General features: G+C 64.5%; 16 protein-coding genes. 12 read left to right on the forward strand and 4 right to left on the reverse strand.

What is annotated here, in order from left to right; all coding sequences use genetic code 11:
* Positions 1 to 74: 74 nt before the first annotated feature.
* The 4 genes from ELS24_RS24110 to ELS24_RS24125 all read left to right on the forward strand — a co-directional run bounded on the left by ELS24_RS24110 (position 75) and on the right by ELS24_RS24125 (position 2821).
* Complete coding sequence (locus ELS24_RS24110; protein ID WP_050448223.1) at positions 75 to 1016, forward strand: LysR substrate-binding domain-containing protein; 942 nt, start codon at positions 75 to 77, stop codon at positions 1014 to 1016.
* The gene (gene murI, locus ELS24_RS24115) at positions 1009 to 1812 is read left to right on the forward strand and encodes a glutamate racemase (protein ID WP_127185539.1); all 804 of its coding nucleotides are present in this window, start codon (positions 1009 to 1011) and stop codon (positions 1810 to 1812) included. The genes ELS24_RS24110 and murI overlap by 8 nt, the downstream gene beginning before the upstream one ends.
* A gap of 137 nt (positions 1813 to 1949) precedes the next feature.
* Positions 1950 to 2375, forward strand: a complete 426-nt coding sequence (locus tag ELS24_RS24120) for a universal stress protein (RefSeq protein ID WP_050448221.1) — start codon at positions 1950 to 1952, stop codon at positions 2373 to 2375.
* A gap of 17 nt (positions 2376 to 2392) precedes the next feature.
* Positions 2393 to 2821: a universal stress protein gene (locus tag ELS24_RS24125; protein ID WP_050448220.1), complete on the forward strand. Its 429-nt coding sequence runs from the start codon at positions 2393 to 2395 to the stop codon at positions 2819 to 2821.
* 4 nt (positions 2822 to 2825) lie between these two features.
* On the opposite strand, the gene ELS24_RS24130 is transcribed toward ELS24_RS24125, so the two are convergent.
* From ELS24_RS24130 to ELS24_RS24140, 3 genes are read right to left on the reverse strand one after another with little or no spacing between them, the layout of a single operon-like run.
* Positions 2826 to 4217, reverse strand: a complete 1392-nt coding sequence (locus ELS24_RS24130; RefSeq protein ID WP_127185540.1) for a sensor histidine kinase — start codon at positions 4215 to 4217, stop codon at positions 2826 to 2828.
* Positions 4214 to 4876: a response regulator transcription factor gene (locus ELS24_RS24135; protein ID WP_050448218.1), complete on the reverse strand. Its 663-nt coding sequence runs from the start codon at positions 4874 to 4876 to the stop codon at positions 4214 to 4216. Before ELS24_RS24135 ends, ELS24_RS24130 begins: the two co-directional genes overlap by 4 nt.
* Positions 4876 to 5163: a PepSY domain-containing protein gene (locus ELS24_RS24140; protein ID WP_050448272.1), complete on the reverse strand. Its 288-nt coding sequence runs from the start codon at positions 5161 to 5163 to the stop codon at positions 4876 to 4878. Before ELS24_RS24140 ends, ELS24_RS24135 begins: the two co-directional genes overlap by 1 nt.
* Before the next feature lie 267 nt (positions 5164 to 5430).
* Between ELS24_RS24140 and ELS24_RS24145 the strand changes: the two genes are divergently transcribed.
* The 6 genes from ELS24_RS24145 to ELS24_RS24170 all read left to right on the forward strand — a co-directional run bounded on the left by ELS24_RS24145 (position 5431) and on the right by ELS24_RS24170 (position 11658).
* The gene (locus ELS24_RS24145; protein ID WP_127185541.1) at positions 5431 to 5745 is read left to right on the forward strand and encodes a PepSY domain-containing protein; all 315 of its coding nucleotides are present in this window, start codon (positions 5431 to 5433) and stop codon (positions 5743 to 5745) included.
* Positions 5746 to 5815: 70 nt separating this feature from the next.
* Positions 5816 to 7147, forward strand: a complete 1332-nt coding sequence (locus ELS24_RS24150; RefSeq protein WP_127185542.1) for a PQQ-dependent sugar dehydrogenase — start codon at positions 5816 to 5818, stop codon at positions 7145 to 7147.
* 196 nt (positions 7148 to 7343) lie between these two features.
* Positions 7344 to 7796, forward strand: coding sequence for an azurin (azu, locus tag ELS24_RS24155; RefSeq protein WP_050448215.1), 453 nt, complete (start codon positions 7344 to 7346; stop codon positions 7794 to 7796).
* 163 nt (positions 7797 to 7959) lie between these two features.
* A complete protein-coding gene (locus tag ELS24_RS24160; protein WP_050448214.1) occupies positions 7960 to 8664 on the forward strand; it encodes an SDR family oxidoreductase in 705 nt (234 codons plus the stop codon).
* 100 nt (positions 8665 to 8764) lie between these two features.
* Entirely contained in the window at positions 8765 to 10279 is a 1515-nt protein-coding gene (locus ELS24_RS24165; protein ID WP_050448213.1) for a DUF1800 domain-containing protein, read from the forward strand.
* Complete coding sequence (locus tag ELS24_RS24170; protein WP_127185543.1) at positions 10276 to 11658, forward strand: DUF1501 domain-containing protein; 1383 nt, start codon at positions 10276 to 10278, stop codon at positions 11656 to 11658. The genes ELS24_RS24165 and ELS24_RS24170 overlap by 4 nt, the downstream gene beginning before the upstream one ends.
* A gap of 93 nt (positions 11659 to 11751) precedes the next feature.
* Here the strand turns inward: ELS24_RS24170 and ELS24_RS24175 are convergent, their stop codons facing one another.
* Positions 11752 to 13035, reverse strand: a complete 1284-nt coding sequence (locus ELS24_RS24175; protein WP_050448696.1) for an IS256 family transposase — start codon at positions 13033 to 13035, stop codon at positions 11752 to 11754.
* A gap of 345 nt (positions 13036 to 13380) precedes the next feature.
* Here ELS24_RS24175 and ELS24_RS24180 point away from each other — a divergent pair, with 345 nt between their 5' ends.
* Complete coding sequence (locus tag ELS24_RS24180) at positions 13381 to 14514, forward strand: IS481 family transposase (protein WP_127183689.1); 1134 nt, start codon at positions 13381 to 13383, stop codon at positions 14512 to 14514.
* A gap of 145 nt (positions 14515 to 14659) precedes the next feature.
* Positions 14660 to 15376 (forward strand): REP-associated tyrosine transposase, encoded by a 717-nt coding sequence (locus ELS24_RS24185; protein WP_240669370.1) that lies wholly within the window; start codon positions 14660 to 14662, stop codon positions 15374 to 15376.
* Positions 15377 to 15409 lie beyond the last annotated feature (33 nt).

The following is a 15409-nucleotide window of genomic DNA, read 5'->3' on the forward strand; positions in this document are numbered from 1 at the left end:
ACAGAGCAGGAGCCTACTCTTCGACTCAGATAATGTCTAATATATGACCTCATCACCACTCATATTCACTGCATATGGCATCAGTTGATCTACGCCTGCTGCGCTACTTTCTGGCTGTTGCCGAAGAGGCCCATCTGACCAAGGCCGCGGCGCGGCTGGGCATCCGCCAACCGCCTCTCAGCCAACAGATACGCGTGCTGGAACAAGAACTGGGCGTCACCTTGTTCAACCGTCTTCCGCGCGGCATGGAACTTACCGAAAGCGGCCGCGCGTTACTGGAAGACGCGCGCAACATCCTGGCGCTGGTGGATCAGGCCGTGGACGGCGTGCGCCGCGTTTCGCAAGGCGAAGCCGGCCGGCTGACGGTGGGCTTCACCGGGTCGGCCGCCTTCCATCCCTTCGTGCCATCGGTCATCCGGCGTTTTCGTGAAAGCGCGCCGAACGTGCGGCTGGTGCTGGAAGAAAGCAGCACGGGCGAACTGCGCGACGCGGTCAGCGAAGGCCGCGTGGACGTGGCCTTCATCCGGGGCGCGGTCCTGACCAGGCCGGGCGTGGCTGAAGAAACCGTGCTGGAAGAAACCATGCTGGCCGCCTTTCCCGCGGACCACCCCTTCGTCAAGGGTCGCGATCGGCGGCAGATCGCGCTGGCGGAACTGGCCGACGAGTCGCTGATTCTGTACCGCCGCCACAGCGGCCCCGGCCTGTATGACGCCATCATCACGGCGTGCAGCGCGTCCGGCTTCAGCCCGCGCGTGGCGCAGGAAGCGCCGCGCATGTTGTCCACGCTGAGCCTGGTGGCGGCGGGCCTGGGCGTATCGCTGGTGCCCGCATCTTTGCGGCGGGTCAACATCGAAGGCGTGGTGTACGTGAACGTGACGGGCCCGGTGGCCTTGCGCGCCGGCTTGAACCTGATCTGGCGCGACGCTCCGCTGTCGGGCGCGACCCGCAAACTGATCGACGAAGTGCGCCGCCATCGCGCCGAGGGCCTGGACGAGGGGCATTCCCATCATGCCTAGCGATTCCCTTATTGGCGTATACGACTCGGGCGTGGGCGGCCTGAGCGTGCTGCGCGCCATCCGCGAGGCGCTGTCCCAGGAACAACTGCTGTATGTGGCCGATACGGCGCATGTGCCGTATGGCGAAAAGACGCAGGCCTTCGTTCTGCAGCGTGCCTACGCCTTGGCGGATTATTTCGTCTCGCGCCAGGCCAAGGCCATGGTCGTTGCCTGCAACACGGCGACCGCCGCCGCCATCGCGCCGCTGCGCCAGCGCCATCCCGACCTGATCATCATCGGCGTGGAACCGGCAATCAAACCCGCCGCGCACCTGACGCACAGCGGCGTGGTGGGCGTGTTCGCCACCACCGGCACCTTGGCCAGTCCCAAGTTCGCCACCTTGGTCCAACGCGAAGCGCCCGAAGTACGCATCTTGCTGCACCCTTGCCCGGAATGGGTGCGGCTGGTGGAGCAAGGCAAGTTGTCCGGCCCTGACGTCGACGCCGCGGTGCGCGGGCCGGTGGCCGCCCTGCGCACCGCGGGCGCCGACGTGCTGGTGCTGGGCTGCACCCATTTCCCATTTTTACGCGATGCGATCCAGGCGGCGGCAGGACCCGATGTGCCCCTGCTGGAAACGGGCGCCCCGGTGGCGCGCTGGCTCAAGCATCAACTCCACCAGCATGGCCTGCTGCGCACCGACGGTGTGGGCGCGCTGCGCCTGGAAACCACCGGCGATGCGCCCACCCTGGCGGCGCTGGCCAGCCAGCTGCTGGCGCCGGGCCTGGACGTTGGGGAAACGCCCGAACGCTGGCGCTAGGCGCAACATTGTGGATGGGGCTTGATCAAGCGCAGCTTTCGATCGGCAAACCGGGCAAAACGGGCTGATCAGTCGAAAACAATTCGAATACAGTAGAGCGACCGCCTACCCAGGCTCGCATAACAAGGAGACGCGCAATGAAACGCATCCTGATCCCCGTTGATGGCTCGCAACCCTCGCTGCATGCCGTGCAGGCCCTACTGGCCGCGCGCGCGTATGACCCGGTCGAACGGGTGGCGCTGCTGACGGTGCAGATTCCGCTGCAGTCCGGCAAGATCGGGCGTGGCCTGTCGCAGGCCGACATCGACGCCTACTACCAGGACGAAGGCGCCGCCGCGCTGCAAGCCGCCAGCGAACTGCTGTCCAAATCCGGCGTGCCGTTCGATGTGCGCGTGGAAATCGGGGAAGCCGCCGAAACCATCGTCCGCGTGGCCAGTGAATCCAACGCCGATGAAATCTACATGGGGTCGCGCGGGCTGGGCTCGGTGTCGTCGCTGTTCATGGGGTCCATCGCCACCCGCGTCCTGCACCTGACGGACCTGCCCGTCACGCTGGTCAAGTAACGCATCCAGGAGCAACCATGCTGAACATTCTTGTCCCCGTCGACGGCTCCGACAATGCCAACCGCGCCGTGCTGTATGCACGCCAACTGGCCCAGGGCACATCCGCCACGCGCATCCATCTGCTGAACATCCAGGCGCCCACGCACAGGCGCGCCGGCCTGTCGCGCTTGATCACGCAAGACATGATCGATGAGTTCTACCTTCGACAAGGCCAGGAGGCCACGCGGGAAGCCCGCGAACTGCTGGACGTGACCGGCACTGACTACATCACCCACACGGCATTCGGCCACCCCGCCACCGAAATCGCCGGCTACGCGCGCGACCACGGCTGCGCCCGCATCGTGATGGGCACGCGCGGCAACGGCACGCTGGCCAACATCCTGATCGGCTCGGTCGCCAATCAGGTGCTGCAATTGACGGATGTGCCGGTGACCTTGGTGAAGTAAACGCTCAGGCCGTGGGCAGCCGCAGGGTGACGCGCAGCCCGCCCAGCGGCGAACGCCCGGCGTGCACCTCGCCGCCATAGGTGCCGGCAAGGTCTCGCACGATGTCCAGGCCCAGGCCGGAACCCGGCAGTTGCTCGTCCATGCGCACGCCGCGCAGAAAAATCCGTTCGCGCGCATGGTCGTCGATGCCCGGGCCGTCGTCGTCGATGTGCATCAGCAAGTGCCCCGCGTTGGGCATTTCGCCCGTGATCCGCACGTGGCTGCGCGCCCATTTGCAGGCGTTGTCCAGCACATTGCCCAGCATTTCCTGCAGGTCTTGCGGGTCGCCCCGAAACACCAGCGCGTCGGACACGCCCTGCATCTCGATGTGCAGGCCACGTTCGGCATACAGGCGCTGCATGACGCGCACCAGCCCTTGCGCCGCCTCGCGCAGCGGCGCGCGCCCATCCGCCGCGCCCGATGAGGCGGCGGCGCGGGCGCGCGCCAGATGGTGGTCGATCTGGCGGTTTGCCATGGCAACCTGCTCGTTCACCAGCGATGCCGGCACGCTGGCCTGGCGCGACGCGGCGTTGGACAGAATGGTCAGCGGTGTCTTGACCGCGTGCGCCAAATTACCCGCCTGCGTGCGTGCGCGCTGCACGATCTCGGCGTTCATCGCCAGCACCTTGTTGAAGTCGTCCACCAGCGGCTGGATTTCGCTGGGGTAGCGGCCGTCGATGCGGCTGCTGCCGGCGTTCTGCCTGGCCAACTGTTGCCGCAAGCGCGCCAAGGGCCGCAGCCCCACCACCACCTGAACCACCGCCGCCGCCGTCAACCCCGCAGCCAGCGCGCCCAGCGCCATGGCCAGCATGCCATTGAAGCGGCCGATGGGTTCGGCCAGCACGCGGCGGTCGGCGGCCACCACCAGGCGCAGCGGCGCGGCGTCTTCCTCGGCGGGTTTCAAGGTGCGTGACAACGCCGTCAGCTCGCGTCCGGCCGGGCCTGTCGTGTCGTAGGTTTGATCGCCGGATTCGGTGGCATGCTGCGCCGACGGCGCGGGCGCGGCCAGGGTCTGATCCCACAAAGAACGCGAGCGCGCCACGCCGATGGCGGCCGGACGCGCGCCATCGGCCAGCCTGTCCACCTGCCAATACAGGCCCGACAAGGGCTGCTCCAGTCTAGGGTCGCTAAGCGGCGGGGACACCACGGGGCGCCCATCCGCGCCCACGTTCACGGCGGCGGTCAGCTGATTCAAATGCAGGGCAAGTTCGGCCTGGAACTGCTGCGTGACGTGCTGGCGGAACAGGCTGGCCAAGCCCCAGCCGGCCAAGGCCACCGACCCCACGATCCAGGCCAGGGTGCCGGCCAGCAGCCGCAAGCGCAGCGAGCCCAGCATGCCGGCGCGCGCCGGCTTCATCCGCGCGCCGCCAGCCGGTAACCCAGCCCGCGCACGGTTTCGATGGTGTCGGGCGGTAGCTTCTTGCGCAGCCGGCCGATGAAGACCTCGATGGTGTTGGAGTCGCGGTCGAAGTCCTGGGCGTAGATATGGTCGATCAATTCGGTGCGCGACACGACCTCGCCCGCGCGTTGCATCAACACGGACAACACCTTGAATTCGTGGCTGGTCAAGGACAGCGCCTGGCCGTCGACCGTGGCCTTGGCCTGGCGCGTATCCAGCATCAGCGGGCCGCAACGCCATTGCGCGCTGGCATGCGCGGTACTGCGGCGCAGCAGCGCACGCACGCGCGCCAACAGCTCTTCCATGTGAAACGGCTTGGTCAGATAGTCGTCCGCGCCGGCGTCGATGCCCGCCACCTTTTCATGCCAGTTGTCGCGCGCCGTCAGGATCAGCACCGGCATGTTGCGCTGCGCGGCGCGCCACTGCTTCAGCACGGTCAGGCCGTCTATGACGGGCAGGCCCAGGTCCAGCACCACGGCGTCGAACGCTTCGACGTCGCCCAGGAATCGCGCGGATTCACCATCGCTGGCCTTGTCCACCGTGTACCCCGCCGCGTGCAGGGCATCGGCCAATTGGGCGGCCAGCGTGGGCTCGTCTTCCACCACCAGGATGCGCATCAGTCCTTGCCCTTGAATTTGATGTCGCGCCCCTTCACGGCCAGCAAGGCGCCGTCGCGCGCGTCGATCTTCAGTTTCAGGATGCCGCCGCCGCTTTGCAACACGCGGATCTCGTAGATGAATTCGTCATCGTCCTCTTCGAATTCCACCTTGACCACCTGCCCGGGGAAATCACGTTCAACGATATCCAGCACCGCGCCCAGCGGCAGCACCTTGCCGGCTTCCAGCGCCTGGCGCGCGCGTTCGTGGTCGTTGTCGTCGGCCAGACCGCTGACCGGCCCCGACATCAACGCCACGGCCAGCACGCAGCCCGACAGCAGGATGCCGCCGCGTTTACGCCGGAAGAATGGAGCTTGCCGCAATGCAGGACCTTTGAAACGTGTAGGGGATCGACCGCCATTTATACCGCGTCGGCGATGAACCGCACATGAACAAGGGCTTCAGAAAAGGTTCATGCGGCGAACCCAATAATGGCCACAGGGTCAACGAAACGGCCTGATTTTTTCCACCCTTTTTTCTCATACCCTTTCCCTTACTGCTAGGAGCTACCCACCATGACGCGCATTCAGAAAACCTTGGCCGCATTGGCAATTGGCGCTTCCGCCCTGGTCGCCGGCACGGCCGTGCAGGCGCAGACCGCCACGCCGGCGCCCGCCGCGCCCGCCGCCACCACCCCCGCCGCACCGATGCTGACCATCCGCCAGGTCTACGACAAGATGGAAGCCGCGGGCTACCGCAACATCTCCGAGATCGAGCGTTCGCGCAAACACGGCTACGAGGTCAAGGCCTACGACCCTCAAGGCCAGCGCGTGGAGCTTTACGTCGACCCGCAGTCTGGCGCCGTCACGCGCAGCCGCTTCGACGACTGATCTTGCCAGGCCGGGGCCGGCCCGCGCGGGTGAGTATGATGGGGCAGTCCAACCGCCTTGGAGTCGCCTCATGCCCCCCTTGCGAATCGCGCGTGCCCTGGCGGCCGGCGTGGCGCTTGCCACGCTTGGCGCCCTTGCCGCCTGCGGCGAAATGGCCACCTTGCCCGTCGAAGCGGGCATGGGCCCCAAGCCTACCCTGCCCGCCCCCAACACCACCCTGATCCCCACCGTCAACACCGCGCGCGCCGTCGGCTGGGCCGATGGCGCACAGCCCGTGGCCGCCACCGGCCTGGCCGTGAACGCCTACGCCAGCGGCCTGGACCATCCGCGCTGGCTCTATGTGCTGCCCAACGGCGACGTGCTGGTCGCCGAAACCAACGCCCCGCCCAAGCCCGAAGGCGCGGGCGGCGGCTTGAAGGCTTGGGCCGCGGGCATCGTCATGAAACGCGCGGGCGCCAAGACGCCCAGCGCCAACCGCATCACCTTGTTGCGCGACGCCAACCACGACGGCGTGGCCGAAACGCGCAGCGTCTTGCTGCAAGACCTGAATTCGCCCTTCGGCATGGCCTTGATCGGCAATCAGCTGTATGTGGCCAACGCCGACGCCGTGCTGCGCTTTCCGTACGAAACGGGCCAGACGCGAATCACGGCCCCGGGCGTGCGCGTCACCGAACTGCCTGCCGGCATCAACCACCATTGGACCAAGAACCTGATCGCCAACGCCGACGGCAGCAAGCTGTACGTGTCGGTGGGTTCCAACAGCAATGTGGGCGAAAACGGCATGGACATCGAAGCAGGCCGCGCCGCCATCTGGGAAATCGACGTGGCCAGCGGCAACAAGCGGCTTTATGCCACGGGCCTGCGCAACCCCGTCGGCATGGCCTGGGCGCCAGACGGCAAGACCTTGTGGACGGCGGTCAATGAACGCGACGAGCTGGGCAGCGACCTGGTGCCCGACTACATGACGTCGGTGAAAGACGGCGGTTTTTACGGCTGGCCCTACAGCTATTTCGGGCAACACGTGGACACCCGCGTCACGCCGCCACGCCCGGACCTGGTTGCGCGCGCCCTTGTGCCCGACTATGCGCTGGGTCCGCACACGGCGTCCCTGGGGCTGGCCTGGTCGGGCAAGACCCGCCTGCCGGCGCCGTTTACCAACGGCATGTTCGTAGGCCAGCACGGATCATGGAACCGCGACCCGCGCAGTGGCTACAAGGTTATTTTCGTGCCGTTTTCCGAAGGCGCGCCCAGCGGCCCGGCACGCGACGTGTTGACGGGGTTTCTGAACGAACAAGGGCAGGCGCAGGGGCGGCCGGTGGGCGTGGCCATCGACAGCCAGGGTGATCTGCTGACGGCGGACGACGTGGGCAATGTAATCTGGCGCGTCAGCCCGCAGCCGTGATGCGGGCCTGCCATGCCAGCCGGGTCATGCAGGCTATCAGCAGCCTGCTTATTCGCGCCGGCTTGCGTTGTATCAAATGCGCCCTTGCGGGCCTTGGCATTCTGACTGGCAGCGGGGTGAGAATGTCGTGAAACCGGTTCCATGCGCATGGCACGGGCCGGACATCCGCTTTTTGCGAAACGTTGGAGGCATGAATATGTTGTTCAAGAAATTGTGCGTGGCAGCCGTCCTGGCTGCCGCGTCGGCCCCGGTCCTGGCCGCCGAATGCTCGGTGGATATCGCCGGCAACGACCAGATGCAGTTCGACAAGAAGGAAATCACGGTCAGCAAAAGCTGCAAGCAGTTCACCGTGAACCTGACGCATCCGGGCAAGCTGGCCAAGAACGTCATGGGCCACAACTGGGTGCTGACCACCACGGCCGACATGCAAGGCGCCGTGAACGACGGCATGGCCGCCGGGCTGGACAAGGACTACGTGAAGCCGGGTGACGCCCGCGTCATCGCGCACACCAAGGTCATTGGCGGCGGTGAAAAAGATTCCGTCACCTTCGACGTCAGCAAGCTTGCCGCCGGCACCGCCTACACCTATTTTTGCTCTTTCCCCGGCCACTTCGCGCTGATGAAGGGTAGCTTGAAGCTGGTCGACTGAGCTGGCGCGCGGCTAGCAGGCGCGCGGCTAGCTGGCGCGCAGGCGCTGCATCGCACGGGCTCCGCCCCTCGGAAAATCCGGGGCGCGGGGCCCGTTTCCATGAAGGGGATCCCCCTACAATGGCTGCTCTTCGTACGCTTCGTACACCCCGACAGGAGCAGGCATGAGTACCGAAAAAGTAGCGATCGTGACGGCGGGCGGTAGTGGCATGGGCGCGGCCGCCGCGCGCAAACTGGCGGCCGACGGTTACCGGGTCGCCATTTTGTCGTCGTCCGGCAAGGGCGAGGCCCTGGCGGGCGAACTGGGCGGCATCGGCGTCACCGGCTCGAACCGGTCCACCGACGACCTGGCCCGGCTGCTTGAAACCACCTTGGAAAAATGGGGCCGCGTGGATGCCGTGGTCAATAGCGCCGGCCACGGTCCCAAGGGCCCGCTGCTGTCCATCAGCGACGACGACTGGCACCTGGGCATGGAGTTCTACCTGCTGAACGTGGTGCGTATCACCCGCCTGGTCGCGCCGGTCATGAAGCAGCAGAAGTCGGGCGCCATCGTCAATATCTCCACCTATGCCACCTTCGAACCCGAAGCGCTGTTTCCCACGTCGGGCGTGTTCCGCGCCGGCCTGGCCGCCTTCACCAAGGTGTTTTCGGATGAATACGCCGAACACAATGTGCGGATGAACAACGTGCTGCCCGGCTTTATCGACAGCCTGCCCGAAAAAGAAGATCGCCGCACCCGCATCCCCATGGGCCGCTACGGCACCGCCGAAGAAGTGGCGGACCTGATCGCCTTCCTGGCCTCTGACGCGTCGTCCTACATCACCGGCCAGAACATCCGTATCGACGGCGGCATCACGCGCTCGATCTGAGCCTCATGCTTTGGGATTAATCCTCTCGTCCGTATGACGGTATTGAAGCGCGCGGCGCGGTTCAGTACCGTAGTCAATCGCATACGACGAGAGGCTTGCGATGACAGTTACCCCCGGCCAGGCCTCGCGCTTTCTGGCGCAGGCCACGTTCGGGCCCACCCCCGCCCTGATCGACGCCGTGGTGCGCGACGGCTATGCCGACTGGCTTGACGCCCAGTTGGCGATGCCGCCGTCCCAGACGCATTTTGATTGGCTGCTGCAACAGCGGAAAAACACCGAGGCGTTCAAGGGCAACGGCATCAACGCGCCGCTGGAGTCCACGCTGTGGCGCAAGTTCATCAGCGCGGAAGATCAGGTGCGCACGCGCATGGCCTTCGCCCTGTCCGAGATTTTCGTGGTGGGGGTGCAGTCCATTACCGCATCGTGGCCGCTGTTTGGCGCGGCGGGCTTCATGGACCTGCTGGCCGAACACGCGCTGGGGAACTACCAAGCGCTGCTGACCGCCGTCACCAAAAACCTGTCGATGGGTTGCATGCTGACGTATCGCGGCAACCGCAAGGAAGACCCCAAGACCGGCCGTCACCCCGACGAGAACTACGCGCGCGAGGTCATGCAGTTGTTCAGCATTGGGCTATTGATGCTGGAGCCGGACGGCACCGTGAAGCTGGTGAACGGCGCACCGGTGGAAACCTATAACAATGCGGACGTGCAGGGGCTGGCGCGTGTGTTTACCGGCTGGGACATCAACGGCCCGGAAACCAATGTGGAGTTTCACCGGCGGCCCATGGCGTTGAACAATGCCCTGCATTCGATGAGTGAAAAGCGGTTTCTGGGCGCGGTGATACCGGCGGGCACCGACGGGCATCTATCGCTGCAAAAGGCCATGGACGTGATTTGCGCGCATCCGAACGTGGGGCCTTTCATCGGCATGCAATTGATTCAGCGGCTGGTCACCAGCAACCCCAGCCCGGCCTATGTGCGACGCGTGTCGGCGGTGTTCGACGACGACGGCAGCGGCGCGCGCGGCAATCTGAAGGCAGTGCTGCGCGCCATCTTGCTGGACCCCGAAGCGCGTGCGCCTGATCTGAACGACCCCACCTGGGGCAAGGTGCGCGAACCCATCCTGCGCTTCTCGGGCTGGGCGCGCGCCTTTGGCGCCACGTCCACCAATGGGGCGTGGGCCATGCCGGACACCACCGACAACACCATCCGGCTGGCGCAAAGCCCCATGCGATCGGCAACGGTGTTCAACTTTTTTCGCCCTCGCTACACGCCTCCGGTCACCGAGCTGGCCAAGCGCCATCTGGTCGCGCCCGAGCTGCAGATTACCGATGAGACAAGCATCGCGGGCTACTTGAATTTTCTGGCGATATACGCGGATCGCGGGTGGGAAGATTTGCAGACTTCCTATGCGCCAGAAATCGCCTTGGCGAAGGACCCGCAAGCGTTGGTGTCGCGCATCGTGCTGCTGTTGGCGGGAGACGCCTTCAGCGCGCGCACCGCCGAGTCCATCGCGGAAGCCGTCGCCACCCTACCCGCCAATCGGCCACGCGACCGCGTGCGGGCGGCCATTCTGCTGGTGGCCGCCAGCCCTGAATACCTGGTGCAGAAATGAAGCGATCCCACGACGCAGACCGCCGCGCCTTTCTGTTGCGCGCCTGCGCGTTGGGCGCCACGGGCGCCGCCGCGCCGCTGGCTTTGAACCTGGCGGCCTTGGGCGCGGCGGCCGCGCAGTCCGCGCCAGCATCCTACAAGGCGCTGGTCTGCGTGTTCCTGTATGGCGGCAACGATCCCTACAACACCGTCGTGCCCTACGACACCGCCGCCTATCGCGCCTATGCCGCCGCGCGTGGCGATATCGGGTTGAAGCGAGATTCGCTGCACGCCACCGTCTTGCGCGGCAAAGCGCCCGCTGCTGACGGGGCGCAGTTCGCCCTGGCCCCCGCGCTGGCGCCGCTTGCGCCGCTGTATGAAAGCGGACAGCTGGCCGTGCTGCTCAACGTTGGGCCATTGGTCACGCCCACGTCCAAGGCGGAATACATCAGCGCGCGCGTGCCGCTGCCGCCAAAACTGTTTTCCCACAACGACCAGCAAGCCTACTGGCAGGCGCTGGCCCCCGAAGGTGCGTCGTCAGGCTGGGCGGGCCGGCTGACGGATCTGTTTGCCGGCGCCAACGCGCAGCGCACCTTCACGGGTATTACAGCGGGCGGCAGCACGGTGCTGCTGGCCGGGCGCAAGGTGGCGGGGTATCGGGTGGGCATCAATGGGTCCACGTCGATTGATCTGTTGGGCCGGGATATGTATGGCTCCAGCGCCTGCACCGCGCTGCTTCGGCAGTTGATCACGCAACCGCGTGAACACCTGATGGAACGCGAAATGGCGCGCATCGCCGCGCAGTCCATCAGCGCCGATACGAAATTGCGCGCGGCCCTGGCGGATGTCGCGGTGCCGGGAGATTTTTCGTCGCCCCTGGCGCAGCAGTTGAAGATCGTGGCGCGCATCATCGGCGCCCGCCAGGCTTTGGGCGCGAGGCGGCAGGTGTTTTTTGTGTCGCAGAATGGGTATGACAATCACACCGGATTGAATGACACGCACCCGGCGCTGCTGCGCGAGCTGGGGCAGGCGATGGCTGCGTTCCAGCAAGCGCTGTCGTCGATGGGCGTGGCGGATCAGGTCACCACCTTCACGGCGTCGGAGTTCGGACGCACGCTGGGTTCCAACGGCAACGGCTCGGACCACGGCTGGGGTTCACATCATTTCGTGATGGGCGGCGCGGTCAAGGGCGGCCGCTATTACGGCGCGCATCCAGAGATTGCGCTGGACGGCCCTGGGTTTGTGGATAACGGGCGCTTGTTGCCGACGTTGGCGGTGGACCAATTGGGGGCGGCGTTGGGAGGGTGGTTTGGCGCGGGGAGAGAGGAATTGGGGATGGTGTTTCCGAATTTGAGGAATTTTGATGTGGGTGGGGTGGGGGTGATGGGGGGGGATGTTTGATGGGTTGCGCGCGAATTACGCTTGGGTTCTTTTCCTGGGCGTCGGGACTGTCAGAAATTTTGTGTTCTAGGCGTTGTTCTGACGTTGCATCATTTACTCGCTGGCCCACTGGGCGTTGGTACGGATGCGGGTAAATCGCTCCTCGTAGAGGATGGCGAACTGGTGCATCGCGTCGGTCCAATGGTGTGTGGCCGTGCCCCATTTGACGGTAATGTTTCGCAGCGCCAACCAGAGCAGCTTAATCGCCGCGTCGTCGGTAGGGAAGTGGCCGCGCGTTTTGATGATCTTGCGTAGCTGCGCATTCACGCTCTCTATCGCGTTCGTCGTGTAGATCACACGTCGGATCGCGGGTGGAAACACGAAGAAGGGGATGACCTGTTCCCAGGCGTCTTTCCAGGCTTTGACGATCATTGGGTACTTCAAGCCCCAAGCGCCTTTGGCAAACTCATCAAGGGCCTGTTGCGCGGCCTGGGCGTTAACGGCAGCGTAGATCGGGCGCAGCGCCGTGGCGATCGCGCGGCGATCCTTCCAGCCGGCGTAGGCCAGGCTATTGCGGATCAGATGCACGATGCACGTTTGTAGCGTGGTGGCTGGGAACACGACCTCTAGCGCCTGGGGCATCCCTTTCAGACCATCGGTCACTGCGATCAGGATGTCCTGCACCCCTCGGGTCTTGAGGTCGTTGAACACCCGCATCCAGAACTTCGCGCCCTCGGTGGTCTCGACCCACAGGCCCAGAATCTCACGCGTGCCATCGGGCAGCACACCCAAGGCCAGATAAACCGCCTTGTTCTGCACCAAGCCTTCGTCGCGGATCTTGACCCGCAACGCGTCGAAGAACACCACGGGGAACATGGGTTCCAGAGGGCGGTTCTGCCACGCCTGCACTTCATCCATGACCTCATCGGTCACCGAGCTGATGAACTCCGGCGACACGTCAGTGCCATATTGCTCGTCCAGGAACGCTCGGATCTCGCGCACGCTCATGCCACGGGCGTACATCGCGATGATCTTGTCATCAAAACCGGTAAACCGACGTGCGTGCTTGGGAATCAGGATTGGGGCAAAACTGCCATCCCGATCCCGCGGGATATCCAGCTTGAGCGGGCCGTCGTCGGTCAGCACGGTCTTGCTGCTCTTGCCGTTGCGCTGGTTGGTGGTGTCTTCCGGGCGCTCGCCGCCTGCGGGATAGCCCAGGTGTCGGCCCAGTTCAGCGCCCAGAGCACGCTCGATCAGCGCCTTCTTCAGCAACATGAACGTGTCCTGGACCGCCTCGGCTGTCATCGGCCCCGTTACAAGTTCATCGAGCAACTGCTCGGCACTGGCCGGTAGCGCAGACGTGCTGGACTGCCTCGTGGACTTCGGGTTGCGTGCCATGGTCGGTCTCCTTGAAAACCATCATAGGCCTGCACACAAAAATCCTGACAGTCCCTGGGCGTCTCGCGCTTCACCCATCCTACGATCACCGTGTTGTGCAGCCACCGTAGGATGGGTGAAGCGCGAGGATGGCAGTGGCAAGAAAAAGGCGCGGATCGCGCGTAACCCATCTGCCGCCATGGAACACCGCGTGGCTCGTTAGCGTTGTGGCGCGCTTTGCGTTGCGGGCGGCGCTGCTTGATGGGTTGCGCGCGAATTGTATGGACCGGGGACATGGGTAACGGGTGTTCGGGGACATAGGTAACACTTCTAGCATCACGGTATGGTCGTTTTTAGGAGCGAGCGATGCCGTGGAAGGAGTCAAGCCTTATGTCCTGCCGAATGGAGTTCGTTCAGCTTGCCCTGCAACCGGGCAGCAATGTGCGGGAGCTTTGCCGGCGTTTCGATATCAGCGCCAAGACCGCCTACAAGTGGTTGGGCCGCTACGAGCGGAACGGCCAGGCTGGGTTGCAAGATCTGTCTCGCAGGCCTGGCAATAGTCCTGGGCGCACGTGTGAGCAAATCGAAGCGCAGGTGATCGACCTGCACAAGCGTTACCCGTACTGGGGGCCTCGCAAGTTGCGGGCGCTGCTTGGGCCGACTACGGCGCCCGCGCCCAGTACCATCTCGGCAATTTTGCGACGACATGGCTATCGGGTCCAAGGCGAGGACTCGAACGTCGGGCTGGCGAACCAGCGCTTTGAGCATGAAGCGCCAAACCTGTTGTGGCAGATGGACTTCAAGGGGCACTTTGCCCTGACCGACGCGCGTCAGGGACGGTGCCATCCGCTGACGCTATTGGACGATCACTCACGCTACGCCCTGTGCATCCAGGCTTGTGGCGATGAGCGCAGCAAAACCGTGCAGCAGCACCTGAAGGCCGTATTTCGCCGTTACGGATTGCCCGAACGGATCACCGCGGATAACGGCCCATCCTGGGCATCGGTGCGCGGCCTGGGGCTGACAGGCCTGGAGGTTTGGCTCATGCGGCTGGGTGTGCGTATCAGCCACAGTCGTCCTCGCCACCCGCAAACCCAGGGCAAGCTAGAACGCCTGCATCGAACGCTCAAGCGCGAGTTGATCCAGGCCCGGGGGTTTAGCAGTCTGCTGGACTGCCAGCAAGCCATGGATCAGTGGCGTGAACAGTACAACCACGTCCGGCCCCACCAGGCGTTGGGGCAGATGCCGCCCCTGTCGAGATATAGACCTAGCCCTCGTCGCTATCCTGCCTCGTTGCCTCCGATCGAATACGAGCCGGGCGATCGAGTGCTCAAGGTCAGGACCAAGGGGCAGATCATTGTGAACGGACGCGTCGTCTTCGTCGGAGAGGGAATGGCGGGTCTGCCGGTCGCGGTCAGACCCTCCTCGCAAGACGGCGTGCTCGATGTCGTCTTCCTGTACAAAATTGTCCAACAGATCGACCTCAGAGCACGCCAATAGGATAAAAACCTATGTGTTACCCATGTCCCCGAACATGTGTCACCCATGTCCCCGGTCCATACACGCGAATTACGCTTGGATTCTTTTCCTGGGCATCTCGCGCTTCACCCATCCTACGATCACCGTGTTGTGCAGCCACCGTAGGATGGGTGAAACGCGAGGATGGCCGTGGCAAGAAAAAGGCGCGGATCGCGCGCAACCCATCTGCCGCCATGGAACACCGCGCGCCATACGAACGCATGGCATCCGTTATGCGTGCCGAATTCATCTCCCTATCGCGGCGCACGTTACGCCGATTTCCTATGCTTCCCTTTTCACTCCGGAGGCGGAAATGACTGCGTATCGGCGTTTGTATATCCCTGGTGGCACTTACTTCTTCACCGTTGCGGTGCTGGCGCGGGAACATCACGATCTGATCCCTCACGCAGCGTGGCTAAAGGCCTGCATACGGGCGGAACAACAGATCGCGCCGTTCGCGGTGCTGGCGGCGGTATTGTTGCCAGACCATCTGCACATGATCTGGCGGCTGCCCGCAAGCGACACCGACTACTCTGGCCGCTGGCGCAGGATAAAGGCGCGGTTTTCCCGGGCGCTGCGCCCTTACACCGTCCGCCGCAGCATCTACCGGAAAGGCGAACGCGGCATCTGGCAGCGGCGCTTTTGGGAACATGCCATACGCGATGAACGCGAACTGTCCGCCTGCATCCAGTACATCCACATGAATCCCATCAAGCACGGTTATGTTGCCGCGCCCGACGCCTGGGAGCACACGACGTTTCACGCTTGGCAAAAACGGCAAGACGACTGGTACAGCGCTTGTCGGCACACCCATAGCTTGCAACCTACACGGGCCGCGCCCTAGCGCGCCATCCCTCAAGGCTTGCGACAGGCGCAT

This window comes from Achromobacter spanius (genome assembly GCF_003994415.1).
Lineage (GTDB): Bacteria > Pseudomonadota > Gammaproteobacteria > Burkholderiales > Burkholderiaceae_B > Achromobacter > Achromobacter spanius_C.

What these genes read in the sequence shown, in the direction of transcription:
- ELS24_RS24110 (WP_050448223.1), top strand. Translation starts at nt 75, where the DNA reads ATGGCATCAGTTGATCTACGCCTGCTGCGCTACTTTCTGGCTGTTGCC.
- murI (WP_127185539.1), top strand. Translation starts at nt 1,009, where the DNA reads ATGCCTAGCGATTCCCTTATTGGCGTATACGACTCGGGCGTGGGCGGC.
- ELS24_RS24120 (WP_050448221.1), top strand. Translation starts at nt 1,950, where the DNA reads ATGAAACGCATCCTGATCCCCGTTGATGGCTCGCAACCCTCGCTGCAT.
- ELS24_RS24125 (WP_050448220.1), top strand. Translation starts at nt 2,393, where the DNA reads ATGCTGAACATTCTTGTCCCCGTCGACGGCTCCGACAATGCCAACCGC.
- ELS24_RS24130 (WP_127185540.1), bottom strand. Translation starts at nt 4,217, where the DNA reads ATGAAGCCGGCGCGCGCCGGCATGCTGGGCTCGCTGCGCTTGCGGCTG.
- ELS24_RS24135 (WP_050448218.1), bottom strand. Translation starts at nt 4,876, where the DNA reads ATGCGCATCCTGGTGGTGGAAGACGAGCCCACGCTGGCCGCCCAATTG.
- ELS24_RS24140 (WP_050448272.1), bottom strand. Translation starts at nt 5,163, where the DNA reads ATGTCGGGGCCGGTCAGCGGTCTGGCCGACGACAACGACCACGAACGC.
- ELS24_RS24145 (WP_127185541.1), top strand. Translation starts at nt 5,431, where the DNA reads ATGACGCGCATTCAGAAAACCTTGGCCGCATTGGCAATTGGCGCTTCC.
- ELS24_RS24150 (WP_127185542.1), top strand. Translation starts at nt 5,816, where the DNA reads ATGCCCCCCTTGCGAATCGCGCGTGCCCTGGCGGCCGGCGTGGCGCTT.
- azu (WP_050448215.1), top strand. Translation starts at nt 7,344, where the DNA reads ATGTTGTTCAAGAAATTGTGCGTGGCAGCCGTCCTGGCTGCCGCGTCG.
- ELS24_RS24160 (WP_050448214.1), top strand. Translation starts at nt 7,960, where the DNA reads ATGAGTACCGAAAAAGTAGCGATCGTGACGGCGGGCGGTAGTGGCATG.
- ELS24_RS24165 (WP_050448213.1), top strand. Translation starts at nt 8,765, where the DNA reads ATGACAGTTACCCCCGGCCAGGCCTCGCGCTTTCTGGCGCAGGCCACG.
- ELS24_RS24170 (WP_127185543.1), top strand. Translation starts at nt 10,276, where the DNA reads ATGAAGCGATCCCACGACGCAGACCGCCGCGCCTTTCTGTTGCGCGCC.
- ELS24_RS24175 (WP_050448696.1), bottom strand. Translation starts at nt 13,035, where the DNA reads ATGGCACGCAACCCGAAGTCCACGAGGCAGTCCAGCACGTCTGCGCTA.
- ELS24_RS24180 (WP_127183689.1), top strand. Translation starts at nt 13,381, where the DNA reads ATGCCGTGGAAGGAGTCAAGCCTTATGTCCTGCCGAATGGAGTTCGTT.
- ELS24_RS24185 (WP_240669370.1), top strand. Translation starts at nt 14,660, where the DNA reads ATGGGTGAAACGCGAGGATGGCCGTGGCAAGAAAAAGGCGCGGATCGC.